Source organism: Shewanella sp. VK101, assembly GCF_056497865.1.
The window spans coordinates 257070-274242 of record NZ_CM151402.1; the positions used below are offsets into that span (position 1 = coordinate 257070).

Annotated in this window: 23 protein-coding genes; all 23 read left to right on the forward strand. The window is 50.3% G+C overall.

All coding sequences use genetic code 11. The annotated features are described in order from the left end of the window. The first annotated feature begins 58 nt into the window (after positions 1 to 58). The 23 genes from rpoC (at position 59) to rplR (ending at position 17170) form a co-directional block, all read left to right on the forward strand. Entirely contained in the window at positions 59 to 4270 is a 4212-nt protein-coding gene (gene rpoC, locus ACSHSR_RS01180; RefSeq protein ID WP_044733357.1) for a DNA-directed RNA polymerase subunit beta', read from the forward strand. Positions 4271 to 4448: 178 nt separating this feature from the next. After that, positions 4449 to 4823, forward strand: a complete 375-nt coding sequence (rpsL, locus tag ACSHSR_RS01185; protein WP_025012042.1) for a 30S ribosomal protein S12 — start codon at positions 4449 to 4451, stop codon at positions 4821 to 4823. A gap of 76 nt (positions 4824 to 4899) precedes the next feature. Beyond that, positions 4900 to 5370, forward strand: coding sequence for a 30S ribosomal protein S7 (rpsG, locus tag ACSHSR_RS01190; protein WP_025012041.1), 471 nt, complete (start codon positions 4900 to 4902; stop codon positions 5368 to 5370). Between the two features lie 72 nt (positions 5371 to 5442). Continuing rightward, positions 5443 to 7539 carry an elongation factor G gene (fusA, locus tag ACSHSR_RS01195; protein ID WP_025890055.1) on the forward strand — a complete coding sequence of 699 codons (2097 nt, stop codon included), beginning with the start codon at positions 5443 to 5445 and terminating at the stop codon, positions 7537 to 7539. 80 nt (positions 7540 to 7619) lie between these two features. Further along, entirely contained in the window at positions 7620 to 8804 is a 1185-nt protein-coding gene (gene tuf, locus ACSHSR_RS01200; protein WP_071239068.1) for an elongation factor Tu, read from the forward strand. A 360-nt stretch (positions 8805 to 9164) separates the two neighbouring features. Beyond that, entirely contained in the window at positions 9165 to 9476 is a 312-nt protein-coding gene (rpsJ, locus tag ACSHSR_RS01205; protein WP_011635639.1) for a 30S ribosomal protein S10, read from the forward strand. 27 nt (positions 9477 to 9503) lie between these two features. Continuing rightward, the gene (rplC, locus tag ACSHSR_RS01210; RefSeq protein ID WP_025889970.1) at positions 9504 to 10142 is read left to right on the forward strand and encodes a 50S ribosomal protein L3; all 639 of its coding nucleotides are present in this window, start codon (positions 9504 to 9506) and stop codon (positions 10140 to 10142) included. A gap of 17 nt (positions 10143 to 10159) precedes the next feature. Next, positions 10160 to 10765, forward strand: a complete 606-nt coding sequence (gene rplD / locus ACSHSR_RS01215; protein ID WP_025011959.1) for a 50S ribosomal protein L4 — start codon at positions 10160 to 10162, stop codon at positions 10763 to 10765. Further along, complete coding sequence (gene rplW, locus ACSHSR_RS01220) at positions 10762 to 11064, forward strand: 50S ribosomal protein L23 (protein ID WP_025011960.1); 303 nt, start codon at positions 10762 to 10764, stop codon at positions 11062 to 11064. Before rplD ends, rplW begins: the two co-directional genes overlap by 4 nt. A gap of 11 nt (positions 11065 to 11075) precedes the next feature. Next, complete coding sequence (gene rplB / locus ACSHSR_RS01225; RefSeq protein ID WP_025011961.1) at positions 11076 to 11900, forward strand: 50S ribosomal protein L2; 825 nt, start codon at positions 11076 to 11078, stop codon at positions 11898 to 11900. A 14-nt stretch (positions 11901 to 11914) separates the two neighbouring features. After that, entirely contained in the window at positions 11915 to 12193 is a 279-nt protein-coding gene (gene rpsS, locus ACSHSR_RS01230) for a 30S ribosomal protein S19 (RefSeq protein WP_025011962.1), read from the forward strand. Positions 12194 to 12208: 15 nt separating this feature from the next. Then, positions 12209 to 12541: a 50S ribosomal protein L22 gene (gene rplV / locus ACSHSR_RS01235; RefSeq protein ID WP_025011963.1), complete on the forward strand. Its 333-nt coding sequence runs from the start codon at positions 12209 to 12211 to the stop codon at positions 12539 to 12541. 9 nt (positions 12542 to 12550) lie between these two features. Beyond that, positions 12551 to 13240: a 30S ribosomal protein S3 gene (rpsC, locus tag ACSHSR_RS01240; protein ID WP_025011964.1), complete on the forward strand. Its 690-nt coding sequence runs from the start codon at positions 12551 to 12553 to the stop codon at positions 13238 to 13240. An 11-nt stretch (positions 13241 to 13251) separates the two neighbouring features. Next, entirely contained in the window at positions 13252 to 13662 is a 411-nt protein-coding gene (gene rplP, locus ACSHSR_RS01245; RefSeq protein ID WP_025011965.1) for a 50S ribosomal protein L16, read from the forward strand. Continuing rightward, a complete protein-coding gene (gene rpmC, locus ACSHSR_RS01250) occupies positions 13662 to 13853 on the forward strand; it encodes a 50S ribosomal protein L29 (RefSeq protein ID WP_011758342.1) in 192 nt (63 codons plus the stop codon). Before rplP ends, rpmC begins: the two co-directional genes overlap by 1 nt. Beyond that, positions 13853 to 14101 (forward strand): 30S ribosomal protein S17, encoded by a 249-nt coding sequence (gene rpsQ / locus ACSHSR_RS01255; protein WP_025011966.1) that lies wholly within the window; start codon positions 13853 to 13855, stop codon positions 14099 to 14101. Before rpmC ends, rpsQ begins: the two co-directional genes overlap by 1 nt. 180 nt (positions 14102 to 14281) lie before the next feature. After that, on the forward strand, positions 14282 to 14650 hold the full coding sequence (rplN, locus tag ACSHSR_RS01260) for a 50S ribosomal protein L14 (protein ID WP_011494644.1): 369 nt from the start codon (positions 14282 to 14284) through the stop codon (positions 14648 to 14650). An 11-nt stretch (positions 14651 to 14661) separates the two neighbouring features. Then, a complete protein-coding gene (gene rplX, locus ACSHSR_RS01265) occupies positions 14662 to 14976 on the forward strand; it encodes a 50S ribosomal protein L24 (protein ID WP_025011967.1) in 315 nt (104 codons plus the stop codon). A 12-nt stretch (positions 14977 to 14988) separates the two neighbouring features. Then, positions 14989 to 15528 (forward strand): 50S ribosomal protein L5, encoded by a 540-nt coding sequence (gene rplE / locus ACSHSR_RS01270; protein WP_025011968.1) that lies wholly within the window; start codon positions 14989 to 14991, stop codon positions 15526 to 15528. Positions 15529 to 15539: 11 nt separating this feature from the next. Further along, positions 15540 to 15845, forward strand: a complete 306-nt coding sequence (gene rpsN / locus ACSHSR_RS01275; RefSeq protein ID WP_025011969.1) for a 30S ribosomal protein S14 — start codon at positions 15540 to 15542, stop codon at positions 15843 to 15845. A 24-nt stretch (positions 15846 to 15869) separates the two neighbouring features. Beyond that, positions 15870 to 16265 carry a 30S ribosomal protein S8 gene (gene rpsH / locus ACSHSR_RS01280; protein ID WP_025011970.1) on the forward strand — a complete coding sequence of 132 codons (396 nt, stop codon included), beginning with the start codon at positions 15870 to 15872 and terminating at the stop codon, positions 16263 to 16265. 10 nt (positions 16266 to 16275) lie between these two features. Next, the gene (gene rplF, locus ACSHSR_RS01285) at positions 16276 to 16809 is read left to right on the forward strand and encodes a 50S ribosomal protein L6 (RefSeq protein WP_025011971.1); all 534 of its coding nucleotides are present in this window, start codon (positions 16276 to 16278) and stop codon (positions 16807 to 16809) included. Between the two features lie 10 nt (positions 16810 to 16819). Beyond that, on the forward strand, positions 16820 to 17170 hold the full coding sequence (gene rplR / locus ACSHSR_RS01290) for a 50S ribosomal protein L18 (RefSeq protein ID WP_025889969.1): 351 nt from the start codon (positions 16820 to 16822) through the stop codon (positions 17168 to 17170). Positions 17171 to 17173 lie beyond the last annotated feature (3 nt).

A 17173-nucleotide genomic window follows, 5' to 3' on the forward strand; every position in this document is an offset into this window, starting at 1 on the left:
AACGAATTGGTGCTCCGCGAGAGCGGGGCACCGGGTTTAACTCCTTCAGGAGAGAAACGTGAAAGACTTATTAAAGTTTCTGAAACAGCAAAGCAAGACTGAAGAATTTGAAGGCATCAAGATCGGCCTGGCGTCGCCTGATCTGATCCGTTCTTGGTCATTTGGTGAAGTTAAGAAGCCTGAAACCATCAACTACCGTACATTCAAGCCTGAGCGTGAAGGCCTGTTCTGTGCCCGTATCTTTGGCCCGGTCAAAGATTACGAGTGTCTGTGCGGTAAGTACAAGCGTCTCAAGCACCGCGGTGTGATCTGTGAGAAGTGTGGCGTTGAAGTGACCCAGACCAAAGTACGTCGTGAGCGTATGGGCCACATCGAACTGGCCAGCCCAGTTGCCCACATCTGGTTCCTCAAGTCACTGCCATCCCGTATCGGTCTGATGCTGGACATGACTCTGCGTGATATTGAGCGGGTACTCTACTTCGAATCTTATGTGGTTATCGAGCCAGGCATGACCAGCCTGGAGCGCGGTCAAATGCTGACCGAAGAAACCTACCTGGATGCGCTGGAAGAGTATGGTGACGAGTTTGAAGCCAAGATGGGTGCCGAAGCGGTTCTGGAACTGCTGCGCGCTATCGATCTGGAGAAAGAAGTTGAGCAGATGCGCGAAGAGCTGCCATCTATCAACTCTGAGACCCGTCGCAAGAAAGTCACCAAGCGGTTGAAGCTGGTTGAGGCCTTCTACCATTCAGGCAACAAGCCAGAGTGGATGATCCTCAAGGTGCTGCCGGTTCTGCCACCTGATTTGCGTCCTCTGGTTCCTCTGGATGGCGGTCGTTTCGCGACTTCAGATCTGAACGATCTGTATCGCCGCGTGATCAACCGTAACAACCGTTTGAAGCGTCTGCTGGATCTGGCTGCTCCGGATATCATAGTTCGCAACGAAAAGCGTATGCTGCAGGAATCTGTTGATGCCCTGCTGGATAACGGTCGTCGCGGTCGTGCCATTACCGGTTCCAACAAGCGTCCTCTAAAGTCCTTGGCCGACATGATCAAGGGTAAGCAAGGTCGTTTCCGTCAAAACCTGCTGGGTAAGCGTGTTGACTACTCAGGCCGTTCGGTAATTACCGTGGGCCCAACTCTGCGTCTGCACCAGTGTGGTCTGCCGAAGAAAATGGCGCTGGAACTGTTCAAACCATTTATCTACGGCAAGCTGGAAGGTCGTGGTCTGGCCACTACCATCAAAGCCGCCAAGAAGATGGTTGAGCGTGAAGTTGCCGAGGTTTGGGACGTACTGGATGAAGTGATCCGCGAACACCCTGTGATGCTGAACCGTGCACCAACACTGCACCGTTTGGGTATCCAGGCGTTCGAACCTGTACTGATCGAAGGTAAAGCGATTCAACTGCACCCACTGGTGTGTGCGGCCTATAACGCCGACTTCGACGGTGACCAAATGGCGGTACACGTGCCTCTGACGCTGGAAGCCCAGCTGGAAGCCCGTGCGTTGATGATGTCAACCAACAACATTTTGTCACCTGCCAACGGTGAGCCGGTTATCACTCCTTCTCAGGACGTGGTACTGGGTCTGTACTACATGAGCCGTGAACGCGTAAATGGCCGCGGTGAAGGTATGGCCTTTGAGTCTGTTGCCGAAGCCGAGAAAGCCTATCGCACTGGTGCCGCCGAGCTGCACGCCCGGGTTAAAGTTCGTATCACCGAAACTCATATCGATGAGAACGGTGAGCGCACCCAGCAGCGCCGCATTGTCGACACCACAGTAGGTCGTGCTCTGTTGTCACTGATCCTGCCAGCCGGTATGTCTTTTGATCTGGTTAACCAGAACATGGGCAAGAAGCAGATCTCCCGTTTGCTGAACACCTGCTACCGTCAGCTGGGTCTGAAAGATACTGTTATCTTTGCTGACCAACTGATGTACACAGGTTTCCAATACGCCACTATCTCTGGTGCCTCTGTCGGTATCAACGATATGGAAATCCCGGAAGCCAAGTACAAGCTGGTTGCCGACGCAGAAGCCGAAGTTCTGGAAATCCAGGAGCAGTTCCAGTCTGGTCTGGTTACTGCCGGTGAGCGTTACAACAAGGTTATCGATATCTGGGCCAGCGCCAACGAGAAAGTCTCCAAGGCGATGATGGAAAACCTGTCTTCCGAAGTGGTTATCAACCGCGACGGTGAAGAAGAGAAACAGGCTTCCTTCAACAGCATCTACATGATGGCCGACTCAGGCGCTCGTGGTAGTGCCGCTCAGATCCGTCAGTTGGCGGGTATGCGTGGCCTGATGGCCAAGCCAGACGGCTCTATCATCGAAACGCCCATCGTGGCGAACTTCCGTGAAGGTCTGAACGTACTGCAGTACTTTATTTCTACTCACGGTGCTCGTAAGGGTCTGGCGGATACCGCACTTAAGACAGCTAACTCAGGTTACCTGACTCGTCGTCTGGTGGATGTTGCCCAGGATCTGGTCGTTATCGAAGATGACTGTGGTACTCACGAAGGTCTGATCATGAAGCCGCTGATTGAAGGTGGTGACGTGGTTGAGCCGCTGCGTGAGCGGGTACTGGGTCGTGTTGTTGCCGAGGATGTTTACTATCCTGGTTCCGACGAAGTCCTGGCGCCACGTAACACTCTGCTGGATGAAGCATGGTGTGACAAGCTGGAAGAGTACAGCGTCGACGAAGTTAAAGTTCGCTCTGTGATCTCCTGTGATACCGACTTCGGTGTTTGTGCCAAGTGTTACGGTCGTGACCTGGCCCGTGGTCACCTGATTAACCAAGGTGAAGCAATCGGTGTTGTCGCTGCTCAGTCAATCGGTGAGCCTGGTACACAGCTGACGATGCGTACCTTCCACATCGGTGGTGCGGCATCCAGGGCTTCTGCAGAAAACAACGTTCAGGTGAAGAACGCCGGTAACCTGAAGCTGCATAATGCCAAGTTCGTTAAGAACAGCGATGGCAAGCTGGTTATCGTATCGCGCTCGTCCGAGCTGGCGATTATCGATGAACTGGGCCGTGAGAAAGAGCGCTACAAAGTGCCTTACGGTACTGTGCTGGAAACGCTGGAAGGCGCTGAAGTTACCGCTGGCCAGACTATCGCAAACTGGGATCCACATACTCACCCCATCATCACTGAAGTGGCGGGTTATGTGAAGTTTGAGCAGATGATTGACGGTGTCACCATCTCGCGTCAAACCGACGAGCTGACCGGTCTGTCTTCTATCGTGGTATTGGATGTGGCCCAGCGCCCAAGCGCCGGCAAAGAAATGCGTCCAATGATCCGTTTGGTTGACGAAAACGGTAATGACCTGACCATTCCTGGTACCGACGTACCTGCGCAGTACTTCCTGCCCAGCAATGCGATCGTAAACCTGGAAGATAATGCTCAGATCAGCGTCGGTGATGCACTGGCTCGTATTCCTCAGGAATCGTCCAAGACTCGCGATATTACTGGTGGTCTGCCAAGGGTTGCTGACCTGTTCGAAGCCCGTAAGCCAAAAGAGCCGGCGATTCTGGCTGAGATCAGCGGTACCATCTCCTTCGGTAAAGAGACCAAAGGTAAGCGTCGTCTGGTTATTACCCCTGCTGAAGGCGGTAACCCATACGAAGAGATGATCCCTAAGTGGCGTAACCTGAACGTGTTCGAAGGTGAAAAAGTCGAACGCGGTGAAGTGATCGCCGATGGTCCAGAGTCTGCTCACGATATTCTGCGTCTGCGCGGTATCCACAACGTAGCCAACTACATTGTGAATGAAGTACAGGACGTATATCGTCTGCAGGGTGTGAAGATTAACGACAAGCACATTGAGGTGATCATTCGCCAGATGCTGCGTAAGTGTCTGATCACTGAAGCCGGTGATTCTGAGTTCCTCGAAGGGGAGCAGGTTGAAGTGTCCCGCGTCAAGATCGCTAACCGCGAACTGGAAGAGCAGGGCAAGATTCCGGCCAAGTTCGAACGCGAACTGCTGGGTATCACCAAAGCCTCTCTGGCGACTGAGTCCTTCATCTCTGCGGCCTCGTTCCAGGAAACCACTCGCGTACTGACCGAAGCGGCAGTAGGCGGTAAGAGTGATAACCTGCGCGGTCTGAAAGAGAACGTGATCGTAGGTCGTCTGATCCCGGCCGGTACCGGTTATGCTTACCACAACAACCGTAACCAGGCTCGTGGTGAAGTAGCGACTGAAGCACCTAGCATCAGCGCCAGCGAAGCCGAACAGAACCTGGCCGATCTGTTGAACCTGGCAGGTAGTCAGGAATAAGTAGCATAGATGTTATAAAAGGCGCCGAAAGGCGCCTTTTTCATTGGAATACGCTGCAAAAGTTGGCTATTTCTTGACAGCCAAGCCTTACCTTTCTAAAATTCCGCGTCCCACTATTGTGGGATTAGATTTTTCACACCTTATTGTTGAGTTGAAATCAACTGATTCGGAGCTATACATGGCAACTGTAAACCAGTTGGTACGTAAGCCTCGCGCACCTAAAGTCGAAAAGACTAACGTGCCTGCGTTGAACGCGTGCCCACAAAAGCGTGGTGTTTGTACTCGTGTGTACACCACTACTCCAAAAAAACCTAACTCTGCACTACGTAAAGTAGCTCGTGTGCGTCTGACCAACGGTTTCGAAGTAACTTCGTACATCGGCGGTGAAGGCCACAACCTGCAGGAACACAGTGTAATCCTGATCCGTGGTGGTCGTGTTAAAGACTTACCTGGTGTGCGTTATCACACTGTTCGTGGCGCCCTGGACTGTGCTGGTGTGACTTCACGTCGCCAAGCTCGTTCTAAGTACGGTGCTAAGCGTCCTAAGTCTTAATGGTTTTCCGTTAAGTAAGGCCAAGCTAAATATAAATTCCAGTTTTGGAAATACCTGAAGCATACGGAGAATAGTTATGCCAAGACGTCGCGTAGTAGGACAACGTAAGATCCTACCTGATCCAAAGTTTCAAAGTGAGTTGCTGGCTAAGTTCATCAACGTCATTATGCAGGACGGCAAAAAGTCGACTGCTGAAAAAATTATCTACAAAGCACTGGATGTTGTCGCCGATAAGAAAGGCGAAGAGCATCTGGTTATCCTTGAAGCAGCCCTGGAAAACGTTCGCCCAGCGGTAGAGGTTAAGTCTCGCCGTGTTGGTGGTTCTACTTACCAGGTTCCATGTGAAGTTCGCCCAGTTCGTCGTAACGCACTGGCGATGCGCTGGTTGGTTGAAGCTGCTCGTAAGCGTGGTGAAAAATCTATGGCTCTGCGCCTGGCAGGTGAACTGCTGGACGCTTCCGAAAACAAAGGTACTGCCGTTAAGAAGCGCGAAGACGTGCATCGTATGGCAGAAGCCAACAAAGCGTTTGCTCATTACCGTTGGTAATATCGGGCGCGGGCTTGCCCGCGCTTTCTCTGACATTGCTAAGATTTTTATCTTAGTCAAGAGGGTATAATCGTGGCTCGTACAACTCCAATTGAGCGTTATCGCAACATAGGTATTTGTGCTCACGTTGACGCAGGTAAAACCACTACCACAGAGCGAGTCCTGTTCTATACAGGGGTAAACCACAAGATGGGTGAAACCCATGACGGTGCGTCTACCACTGACTGGATGGTTCAGGAGCAGGAGCGGGGTATTACTATTACCTCTGCGGCTGTTACCACGTTCTGGCGCGGTATGGATGCCCAGTTTACTGAGCATCGTATCAATATCATCGATACCCCAGGTCACGTCGATTTTACTATTGAGGTAGAGCGTTCTCTGCGCGTACTTGACGGTGCCGTAGTGGTCTTTTGTGGTTCTTCTGGTGTGGAACCTCAATCTGAGACCGTATGGCGTCAAGCCGACAAGTATCATGTCCCTCGTCTGGTGTTCGTCAATAAGATGGACCGTGCCGGTGCCGACTTTGATCGCGTAGTAGGACAGATCCGTAACCGTCTCGGTGCAACTTGTGTGCCTATTCAATTGAATATTGGTACAGAAGAAAACTTTAGCGGGGTTATCGATCTCATCAAGATGAAAGCTATCAACTGGAATGAAGAAGACCAGGGCCTGACTTTCACTCACGAAGAGATCCCAGAGCATTTGCTTGCCAAGGCAACCGAAATGCGCGAATACCTGGTAGAGAGTGCCGCAGAGGCTTCTGATGAGCTGATGGACAAATACCTTGAAGAAGGTGAGCTCACAGAAGAAGAGATCAAAAAAGCGCTTCGTCAACGTACTATCAACAACGAAATTGTGCTGGCTACCTGTGGTAGTGCCTTTAAAAATAAAGGCGTACAGGCAGTTCTCGATGCCGTTGTTGAATACCTTCCTGCTCCTGTTGATGTTCCTGCGATTAAGGGCATCGATGACAGAGAACAGGAAGTTGAGCGTGTTTCTGATGACAATGCACCTTTCTCTGCGTTGGCATTCAAAATCGCAACAGACCCATTTGTGGGTACTTTGACCTTTATCCGGGTTTACTCAGGTGTCCTGGAGTCGGGTTCAGCCGTTTACAACTCTGTAAAAGAGAAGCGTGAGCGTATCGGTCGTATCGTGCAGATGCACGCCAACGACCGTAAAGAACTGAAAGAAGTGCGCGCAGGTGATATAGCTGCTGCTATCGGCCTGAAAGATGTGACAACCGGTGACACCCTGTGTGACCCAGACCATAAGGTAATTCTGGAGCGGATGGAATTCCCCGAGCCGGTTATTACCATTGCTGTGGAACCTCGTTCCAAAGCTGACCAGGAAAAGATGGGCATTGCGCTGCAGAAGCTGGCAATGGAAGATCCTTCTTTCCGGGTTGAGACTGATGAGGAGTCGGGTCAGACTCTGATTTCAGGTATGGGTGAGCTACACTTGGACATTATCATCGACCGTATGCGCCGTGAGTTCAGCGTTGAATGTAACGTTGGTAAACCTCAGGTGGCTTATCGTGAAACTATCCGCAGTGCCGTGGAAGTGGAAGGTAAGTTTGTGCGTCAGTCTGGTGGTCGTGGTCAATTCGGTCATGTCTGGCTGAAACTGGAGCCTCGTGAAGAGGGTGCCGGTTATGAGTTTGTCAACGAAATCGTTGGTGGTGTAGTTCCTAGAGAATACATTCCTGCGGTTGACAAAGGGATCCAAGAACAGATGAAGAACGGTGTTCTCGCCGGCTTCCCTGTATTGGACGTGAAGGTCACTCTGTTCGACGGTTCATATCATGATGTGGACTCGAACGAAATGGCGTTCAAAGTTGCAGGTTCTATGGGCTTCAAGAAGGGGGCGCTGCAAGCTAACCCTGTGTTGCTCGAGCCTTGCATGAAGGTTGAAGTGACAACCCCAGAAGACTACATGGGTGACGTAGTAGGTGATCTGAACCGTCGTCGTGGTCTAATCGAAGGTATGGATGACGGCGTCGCCGGTATCAAGATCATTCGAGCTGTGGTACCTTTGGCTGAAATGTTTGGTTATGCAACAGATTTGCGTTCAGCGACTCAGGGTCGGGCTTCATACTCCATGGAGTTTTTGAAGTACTCTGAAGCGCCGCAAAACGTTGCTAAAGCAGTTATCGAAGCTCGTACCTGATTTAGGTAACGGCATTAACTGTTATTTTGATTGATGGTGTCCGGCAGCGCCGGACTCTTCTGAAAAGAAAGGAATATATCGTGTCTAAAGCTAAATTTGAACGTTCCAAGCCCCACGTTAACGTGGGCACCATTGGTCACGTTGACCATGGTAAAACCACTCTGACTGCTGCTATCTCAACTGTACTGTCTAAGACTTACGGTGGTGAGGCGCGTGACTTCGCAGCGATCGATAACGCTCCAGAAGAGCGTGAGCGCGGTATTACCATCAATACCTCTCACATCGAGTATGACACTCCAACTCGTCACTACGCCCACGTAGACTGCCCAGGCCACGCTGACTATGTTAAAAACATGATCACCGGTGCTGCCCAGATGGACGGCGCAATCCTGGTAGTAGCTTCTACTGACGGTCCAATGCCACAGACTCGTGAGCACATCCTGCTGTCTCGTCAGGTAGGTGTACCTTTCATCATCGTATTCATGAACAAGTGTGACATGGTGGACGATGAAGAGCTGCTGGAACTGGTAGAGATGGAAGTTCGTGAACTGCTGTCTGAGTACGATTTCCCAGGTGATGACCTGCCAGTAATTCAGGGTTCAGCTCTGAAAGCTCTGGAAGGCGACGCTCAGTGGGAAGCCAAGATCATCGAACTGGCAGAAGCACTGGATACCTACATCCCTGAGCCAGAGCGTGATATCGATAAGCCATTCCTGCTGCCTATCGAAGACGTATTCTCAATCTCTGGTCGCGGTACTGTAGTAACAGGTCGTGTAGAGCGCGGTATCATCAAAGTTGGTGACGAAGTAGAAATCGTGGGTATCCACGATACTACCAAGACTACCTGTACTGGTGTAGAAATGTTCCGTAAGCTGCTGGACGAAGGTCGTGCCGGTGAGAACTGCGGTATCCTGCTGCGTGGTACCAAGCGTGATGAAGTAGAGCGTGGTCAAGTACTGGCTAAGCCTGGTTCAATCACTCCACACACCAAGTTCGAATCAGAAGTTTACGTACTGTCTAAAGAAGAAGGTGGTCGTCACACTCCATTCTTCAAAGGCTACCGTCCACAGTTCTACTTCCGTACAACTGACGTGACCGGTACTATCGAACTGCCAGAAGGCGTAGAGATGGTAATGCCAGGTGACAACATCAAGATGACAGTAACTCTGATCTGCCCAATCGCGATGGATGAAGGTCTGCGCTTCGCCATCCGTGAAGGTGGCCGTACAGTTGGTGCTGGTGTTGTAGCCAAGATCATCGCTTAATTGCTGATCTAAGCTATCGTAAAAAGGCGACCCCAGGGTCGCCTTTTTATTGGCCGTTTGTCAGTCGTTCAAAAACGGTTGGCAATGAGTGCTAAAGTCAGTATAATCTGCGCCACTTTTTGACAGCGTTAATGCTGTTGATAATTCCGACAGTAGGCTTGTAATCCGTAACTGGATGAGTATAATAGCCTCCTCGCTTAACTTGAGTAAGCGACAAAGTTGATTTAGCCCTAGGGGCTAAACACAAATACAGCGACTCCGATTGGGAGTCGAACGGTTAAATCATCTCGCTCTGTCTTTCCAAGAAAGGAAATGGCTAGAGGGTGATTTTTTATGTGTCCATTTTAGGAGCTCTGGTCAATGCAGAACCAAAGAATCCGTATCCGCTTGAAAGGATTTGATCATCGTTTGATTGATCAGTCTACTGCGGAAATCGTTGAAACTGCTAAGCGTACTGGCGCCCAGGTACGTGGTCCTATCCCACTGCCTACGCGCAAAGAGCGTTATACCGTTTTGATCTCTCCGCACGTTAATAAAGATGCTCGTGACCAATACGAAATCCGTACTCACAAGCGTTTGGTTGACATCGTAGAGCCAACTGAGAAGACAGTCGACGCGCTGATGCGTCTGGATCTTGCGGCTGGTGTCGACGTACAGATTAGCTTGGGTTAATTGAGATCCTTAGAAGAGGTTTGAGAGATGGCTATCGGTCTTATTGGTCGTAAAGTGGGTATGACCCGCATCTTCACCGAAGATGGCGTGTCTATCCCTGTTACTGTAATTGAAGTAAATGCAAACCGCGTTACTCAGGTGAAAACTCTGGAAAACGACGGCTACCGTGCACTTCAAGTTACTACTGGTGCCAAAAAAGCCAACCGCATCACTAAACCAGAAGCAGGTCACTTTGCCAAAGCGGGCGTTGACGCCGGCCGTGGTTTGTGGGAAATGCGTCTGGCAGACGGTGAAGGCGAAGGCATTGAAGTTGGTGCTGAGCTGAACGTAGATATCTTCGCTGACGTAGCGAAAGTAGATGTTACCGGTCAATCAAAAGGTAAAGGTTTCCAAGGTGGCGTTAAGCGCTGGAACTTCCGTACCCAGGATATGACTCACGGTAACTCATTGGCGCACCGTGCTAACGGTTCTATCGGTCAGAACCAGACGCCAGGTCGCGTATTCAAAGGCAAAAAAATGTCAGGCCACATGGGTGCTGAGCGTGTTACCACTCAAAATCTGGACGTAGTACGTGTAGATGCTGAGCGTAACCTGCTGCTGGTTAAAGGTGCTGTTCCAGGCGCTACCAATGGCGACCTGATCATCAAGCCTGCCGTTAAAGCCTAAGGTCTGAGGAGATAGTAATGGAATTGGTATTGAAAGACGCGCAAAGCGCTCTTGAAGTTTCCGAAACTACCTTCGGCCGTGACTTTAATGAAGCACTGGTTCATCAGGTAGTTGTAGCTTACGCTGCAAACGCGCGTCAGGGCACTCGTGCTCAGAAAACTCGCGCTGAAGTGACTGGCTCTGGCAAAAAGCCATGGCGCCAAAAAGGTACTGGCCGCGCTCGTGCGGGTGGTGTCAAGGGCCCAATCTGGCGTGGCGGTGGCGTAACTTTCGCTGCTAAAACCCAGGATCACAGCCAGAAAGTCAACAAGAAAATGTACCGCGGCGCTCTGAAGAGCATTCTGTCCGAGCTGGTACGTCAAGAACGTCTGATCGTTGTTGAAAAGTTTGCTGTTGAAGCTCCTAAAACTAAAGAGCTGAAGGCCAAGCTGAAAGACATGGGTCTGGAAGACGTATTGATTGTAACTTCCGAAGTTGACGAGAACCTGTTCTTGGCAGCTCGCAACCTGTACAAGGTTGATGTTCGTGATGTTGCTGGTATCGACCCAGTAAGCCTGATCGCGTTCGACAAAGTGCTGGTAACTGCTGATGCTGTTAAGCAAATCGAGGAGATGCTGGCATGATCCGCGAAGAACGTTTACTGAAAGTTATTCTGGCGCCTCACATCTCTGAAAAGAGTACTGTGGTTGCTGAGAAGAACAACACTGTAGTTTTCCGTGTAGCTATCGACGCCACTAAAGCAGAGATCAAAGCTGCAGTTGAAAAACTGTTTGAAGTTGAAGTTGATTCAGTTCGCACTCTGGTGAACAAAGGCAAAACCAAGCGTCACGGTGCCCGTGCTGGTCGTCGCAGCGATTGGAAAAAAGCCTATGTTACTCTGGCTGAGGGTGCTGACATCGATTTCGTCGGCGCTGAAGCGTAAGGAGATTACTCATGGCAGTTATTAAGTGTAAGCCAACCTCTCCAGGTCGTCGCCACGTCGTTAAAGTGGTGAACACTGACCTGCACAAGGGTAAACCTTTTGCTGGCCTGTTGGCGAAAAAATCTAAGAGCGGCGGCCGTAACAACACTGGTCGTATCACTGTTCGTCACGTTGGTGGTGGTCATAAGCAACACTACCGTCTTATTGACTTCAAACGTGATAAAGATGGTATCCCAGCGAAGATTGAGCGTCTGGAATACGATCCAAACCGTACTGCGCACATCGCGCTGGTACTGTACGCAGACGGTGAGCGTCGCTATATCCTGGCAGCCAAAGGCATGCAGGCTGGTGACAAAATCGTTTCTGGCGTAGAAGCTGAAATCAAGACAGGTAACGCCCTGCCACTGCGTAACATCCCAGTTGGTAGCGTAGTTCACGCTGTTGAAATGAAACCTGGCAAAGGTGCTCAAATTGCACGTTCTGCCGGTGCTTATGTACAAGTTGTAGCTCGTGATGGCGCTTATGCCACTCTGCGTCTTCGCTCTGGCGAAATGCGCAAAGTGCCAGTTGATTGCCGCGCGACTCTGGGTGAAGTTGGTAACGCCGAGCACATGCTGCGTCAGCTGGGTAAAGCTGGTGCCAAGCGCTGGAGAGGCGTACGCCCAACAGTTCGTGGTGTTGCAATGAACCCAGTAGACCACCCACATGGTGGTGGTGAAGGCCGTACTTCTGGTGGTCGTCACCCAGTGACTCCATGGGGTGTGCCAACTAAGGGTTACAAGACCCGTAGTAACAAGCGCACTGACAAGTACATCGTACGTCGTCGTAATAAATAGTAAGAGGATTCGCCATGCCACGTTCTCTCAAGAAAGGTCCATTCATTGACCTGCACTTGCTGAAGAAGGTAGAGAAAGCGGTGGAAGCAGGTGACAAGAAGCCTATTAAGACTTGGTCACGTCGCTCTATGATCATTCCAAACATGATTGGTTTGACCATCGCTGTCCATAATGGTCGTCAGCACGTTCCTGTGTTCGTAACTGACGAAATGATCGGCCACAAGCTTGGTGAATTCTCACCAACTCGCACTTATCGCGGCCATGCTGCTGATAAGAAAGCGAAGAAGCGCTAATACGGGAGGAGTAAGATGGAAGTTTTAGCTAAACATCGTTTTGCCCGTACGTCGCCTCAAAAGGCTCGTCTGGTAGCTGATCAGATCCGCGGTCTGCCTGTTTCCAAGGCCCTCGAGATCCTGACCTTTAGCCCCAAGAAAGCCGCCGTACTGGTCAAAAAAGTACTGGATTCAGCCATTGCCAATGCTGAGCACAATCAAGGTGCCGACATTGATGAACTGAAAGTTGGAAAAGTCTTTGTTGATGAAGGCCCAACCATGAAGCGCATCATGCCACGTGCTAAAGGCCGCGCCGACCGTATCATGAAGCGTACCAGCCACATTACTGTGGTTGTATCAGATCGCTAGGAGAGAGCAATGGGACAGAAAGTACATCCTAATGGTATCCGTCTGGGTATCACTAAGCCTTGGATCTCTACCTGGTACGCTGATAAAGCAGACTACGCTGCTAATCTGCACGGCGACTGGGAAGTGCGTAAGTTTCTCGAAGAGAAGCTGAAAGCCGCATCAGTATCTAAGATCGTTATCGAACGCCCAGCGAAAAGCATCCGCGTTACCATTCACACTGCCCGTCCAGGTGTTGTGATCGGTAAGAAAGGTGAAGACGTTGAGGTTCTGCGTGCTGAAGTTGCCAAAATTACTGGCACTCCTGCGCAAATTAACATCGCTGAGATCCGCAAGCCTGAGTTGGACGCCAAACTGGTTGCCGATTCAATCGCTCAACAGCTGGAACGTCGTGTTATGTTCCGTCGCGCTATGAAGCGTGCGGTACAGAACGCTATGCGTCTGGGCGCTAAAGGTATCAAAGTTGAAGTTAGTGGCCGTTTAGGCGGCGCTGAGATTGCGCGCACCGAGTGGTATCGCGAAGGCCGTGTGCCTCTGCATACACTGCGTGCTGACATCGACTATTCAACCTCTGAAAGTCACACTCAATACGGTGTGATCGGCATTAAAGTTTGGGTCTTCAAAGGTGAAGTTCTGGACGGTATCATGCCTCAGATCGAAGAGCCGAAGCAGCAACCTAAGCGCAAGCCTCGTGGTAAATAGGAGAGCCGGCAATGCTGCAACCTAAACGTATGAAGTTTCGCAAAATGTTCAAAGGCCGCAACCGCGGTCTGGCGAACGGTACTGAAGTTAGCTTCGGTACATTTGGTCTGAAAGCAGTTGGCCGCGGCCGTTTGACTGCACGTCAGATCGAATCTGCCCGTCGTGCAATGACACGTCACGTTAAGCGTCAAGGAAAAATCTGGATCCGGGTTTTCCCTGACAAGCCAATTACCTCTAAGCCTCTTGAAGTGCGTATGGGTAAAGGTAAAGGTAACGTTGAATACTGGGTATGTCAGATTCAACCAGGTAAGGTACTCTATGAAATGAATGGCGTTTCAGAAGAGCTGGCCCGCGAAGCTTTCGCACTGGCCGCTGCTAAACTGCCTATCAAGACTACCTTCGTAACTAAGACGGTGATGTAATGAAAGCGAGCGAACTGAGAGAAAAGAGCGTTGAGGAATTGAACGCTGAACTGCTTGGTCTGCTGCGTGAGCAGTTTAACCTGCGTATGCAACACGCCACTGGTCAGCTGGCACAAACTCACCAGCTGAAACAAGTGCGCCGTAACATTGCGCGCGTTAAGACCATTATTACTTCTAAGGCAGGTGCATAATGTCTGAGAAAATCCGTACTTTGCAGGGTAAAGTCATCAGCGACAAGATGGACAAGTCCATCACTGTAGCTGTTGAGCGTCAAGTTAAGCACCCAATCTACGGTAAGTACATCAAACGTACTACTAAGATCCATGCACATGACGAACAAAACCAGTGTAAAGAAGGTGATTTCGTGTCTATTCGCGAATGTCGCCCTCTGTCCAAGACCAAGTCATGGACCCTGGTTGAAGTAGTAAGCAAGGCCTAATTTTTAATTAGGTTAACTGGTAAACGGCTCCTTTTCGGGGCCGTTTGTTTTTTAATACTATCCATCCTCTATTTATGGTGTTATACTTGCGCGCCATTTTTGACCGATTTGAACGGCAAAAGTGGTGTTTATTTAGCCCCATGGTGGGGATTGTGTAGTAACGATAGCGGAGCACTTAAAATGATCCAAATGCAATCGACTCTCGATGTCGCATGTAACAGCGGCGCGCGCAGAGTTCAGTGTATTAAGGTCTTGGGTGGCTCTCATCGTCGTTATGCCGGTATCGGCGACATCATCAAGGTTTCTGTTAAAGAAGCCATTCCTCGCGCTAAAGCGAAGAAAGGTGATGTGTATAACGCGGTGGTAGTCCGTACTAAGAAAGGCGTACGTCGTCCAGACGGTTCTGTCATTCGCTTCGATCGGAATGCAGCGGTATTGCTTAACGCAAACCTTGCCCCGATTGGTACTCGTATCTTTGGACCTGTGACACGTGAACTGCGTACTGAGCAATTCATGAAAATTGTGTCGCTGGCACCAGAAGTACTGTAAGGAGCTTCAAAATGGCAGCAAAAATCCGTCGTGAAGACGAAGTAATTGTACTGGCCGGTAAGGATAAGGGTAAGCGCGGTAAGGTTACTCGTGTACTTACTACCGGTAAGTTAATTGTTGAAGGCATCAATCTCGTTAAGAAGCACCAGAAGCCTAACCCACAACTGGGTGTGACTGGTGGTATCGTTGAGAAAGAAGCACCGATTCAAGCATCTAATGTTGCGATCTTTAACCCTGTCACTGGCAAGGCGGATCGTGTTGGTTTCCGATTCGAAGACGGTAAGAAAGTCCGTTTCTTCAAATCGAACAGTGAACTCGTTAAGTAACTGGAGTAAACGATGGCGAAACTGCATGATAGATACAAAGAGACTGTTGTTGCTGAACTGACTAAAAAGTTCGGTTATACCAGTGTCATGCAAGTCCCTCGGATTGAGAAAATCACCCTGAACATGGGTGTTGGCGAAGCCGTAGCTGACAAGAAAATCATGGAAAATGCTGTCCGTGATATGACTGCTATTGCCGGCCAAAAACCAGTTGTGACTGTAGCTCGTAAGTCAGTTGCTGGTTTTAAAATCCGTGAAGGCTACCCTATTGGCTGTAAAGTGACCCTGCGCGGTGAGCGTATGTGGGAATTCTTTGAGCGTTTAGTTGACATCGCAATCCCTCGTATCCGTGACTTCCGTGGTCTGAGCGCTAAGTCGTTCGACGGCCGTGGTAACTACGCGATGGGCGTGCGCGAGCAGATCATCTTCCCAGAAATCGACTACGATAAAGTCGATAAGATTCGTGGTATGGATATTGTTATCACTACCTCTGCGAATACTGACGAAGAAGGTCGCGCTTTGCTTGATGCTTTCAACTTCCCATTCAAGAAATAAGGGGTAGCGAAATGGCAAAACTGTCAATGAAGGCACGTGAAGCAAAACGTGCAAAGCTCGTGGCCAAGTATGCTGAAAAGCGTGCAGCTCTTAAGGCTATCATCAGCAGCCCTGAGTCTTCTGACGAAGCTCGTTGGGATGCGGTTCTTAAGCTGCAAGCTCTACCACGTGATTCAAGCGCATCGCGTCAACGCAATCGCTGTAATCAAACTGGCCGCCCTCATGGTTTCCTGCGCAAATTCGGCCTGAGCCGTATCAAGCTGCGTGAAGCAACCATGCGTGGTGAAGTTCCTGGTCTGCGTAAGGCCAGCTGGTAAGCACTTGTCACGGAGTAAGCTAATATGAGCATGCAAGATCCTATTGCGGATATGTTGACCCGTATTCGTAACGGCCAAGCTGCTAACAAAGTATCTGTGAAGATGCCTTCTGCCAAACTGAAAGTTGCTATCGCAAAGCTGCTGAAAGATGAAGGTTACATCACTGACTACGCCGTAGCAGAAGAAGGCGCTAAGCCTGAACTGGAAATCACTCTGAAGTATTTCCAGGGCCAACCTGTTGTTGAGACTATCCAGCGCGTAAGCCGTCCTGGTCTTCGTATTTACAAAGGTAAAGACGAGCTGCCAAAGGTTATGGGCGGACTGGGTGTCGCAATTGTGTCCACTTCTAAAGGCCTGATGACTGATCGTGCCGCCCGCCTTGCAGGCATGGGTGGTGAGGTTATCTGCTACGTAGCGTAAGGAGCTAGGAATGTCTCGTGTAGCAAAAGCACCAGTATCTATTCCAGCCGGCGTAGAGGTGACTTTAAACGACCAAACTATTACCGTTAAAGGCGGTAAAGGTAGTCTGACTCGAGTAATCAACAGCGCAGTTAACGTTGTTGTTGAAGGTGCAGAAATCAAGTTCTCTCCTGTCGAAGGCGTTGCTAACGCTTGGGCACAGGCTGGTACTGCTCGTGCACTGATCAACAACATGGTTGTTGGTGTTTCTCAGGGTTTCGAAAAGAAGCTGAAGCTGGTTGGTGTGGGTTACCGTGCCAAAGTTAGCGGCAGCGCTCTTGACCTGACCTTAGGTTTCTCTCACCCTCTGGTTCATCAATTGCCAGCAGGCGTTACAGCTGAATGCCCAAGCCAAACAGACATCGTACTGAAAAGTATCGATAAAGAGCTGGTTGGTCAGGTTGCGGCTGAAATTCGTGGCTATCGTCCACCAGAGCCTTATAAGGGCAAGGGTGTTCGCTATGATGACGAACAAGTACGCCGTAAAGAGGCTAAGAAGAAGTAGGTAACGCGATATGGATAAGAAAACATCTCGCTTGCGCCGCGCGACTCGCGCTCGCAAGAAGATCCAAGAGCTGGGCGTCAACCGTCTGGTTGTACATCGTACACCGCGTCACATTTACGCTCAGGTAATCAACCCTGAAGCTCAGGTGTTGGCTGTTGCCTCTACTGCCGAGAAAGCAGTAAAGGAACAACTGAAGTACACCGGTAACGTAGATGCGGCCAAAGCAGTAGGTAAAGCTATTGCTGAGCGCGCGATCGAAAAAGGCGTAACTGTTGTTGCTTTCGATCGTTCTGGGTTCAAGTATCACGGTCGTGTTGCTGCTCTTGCAGAAGCCGCTCGTGAAGCTGGCCTCCAGTTCTAAGGG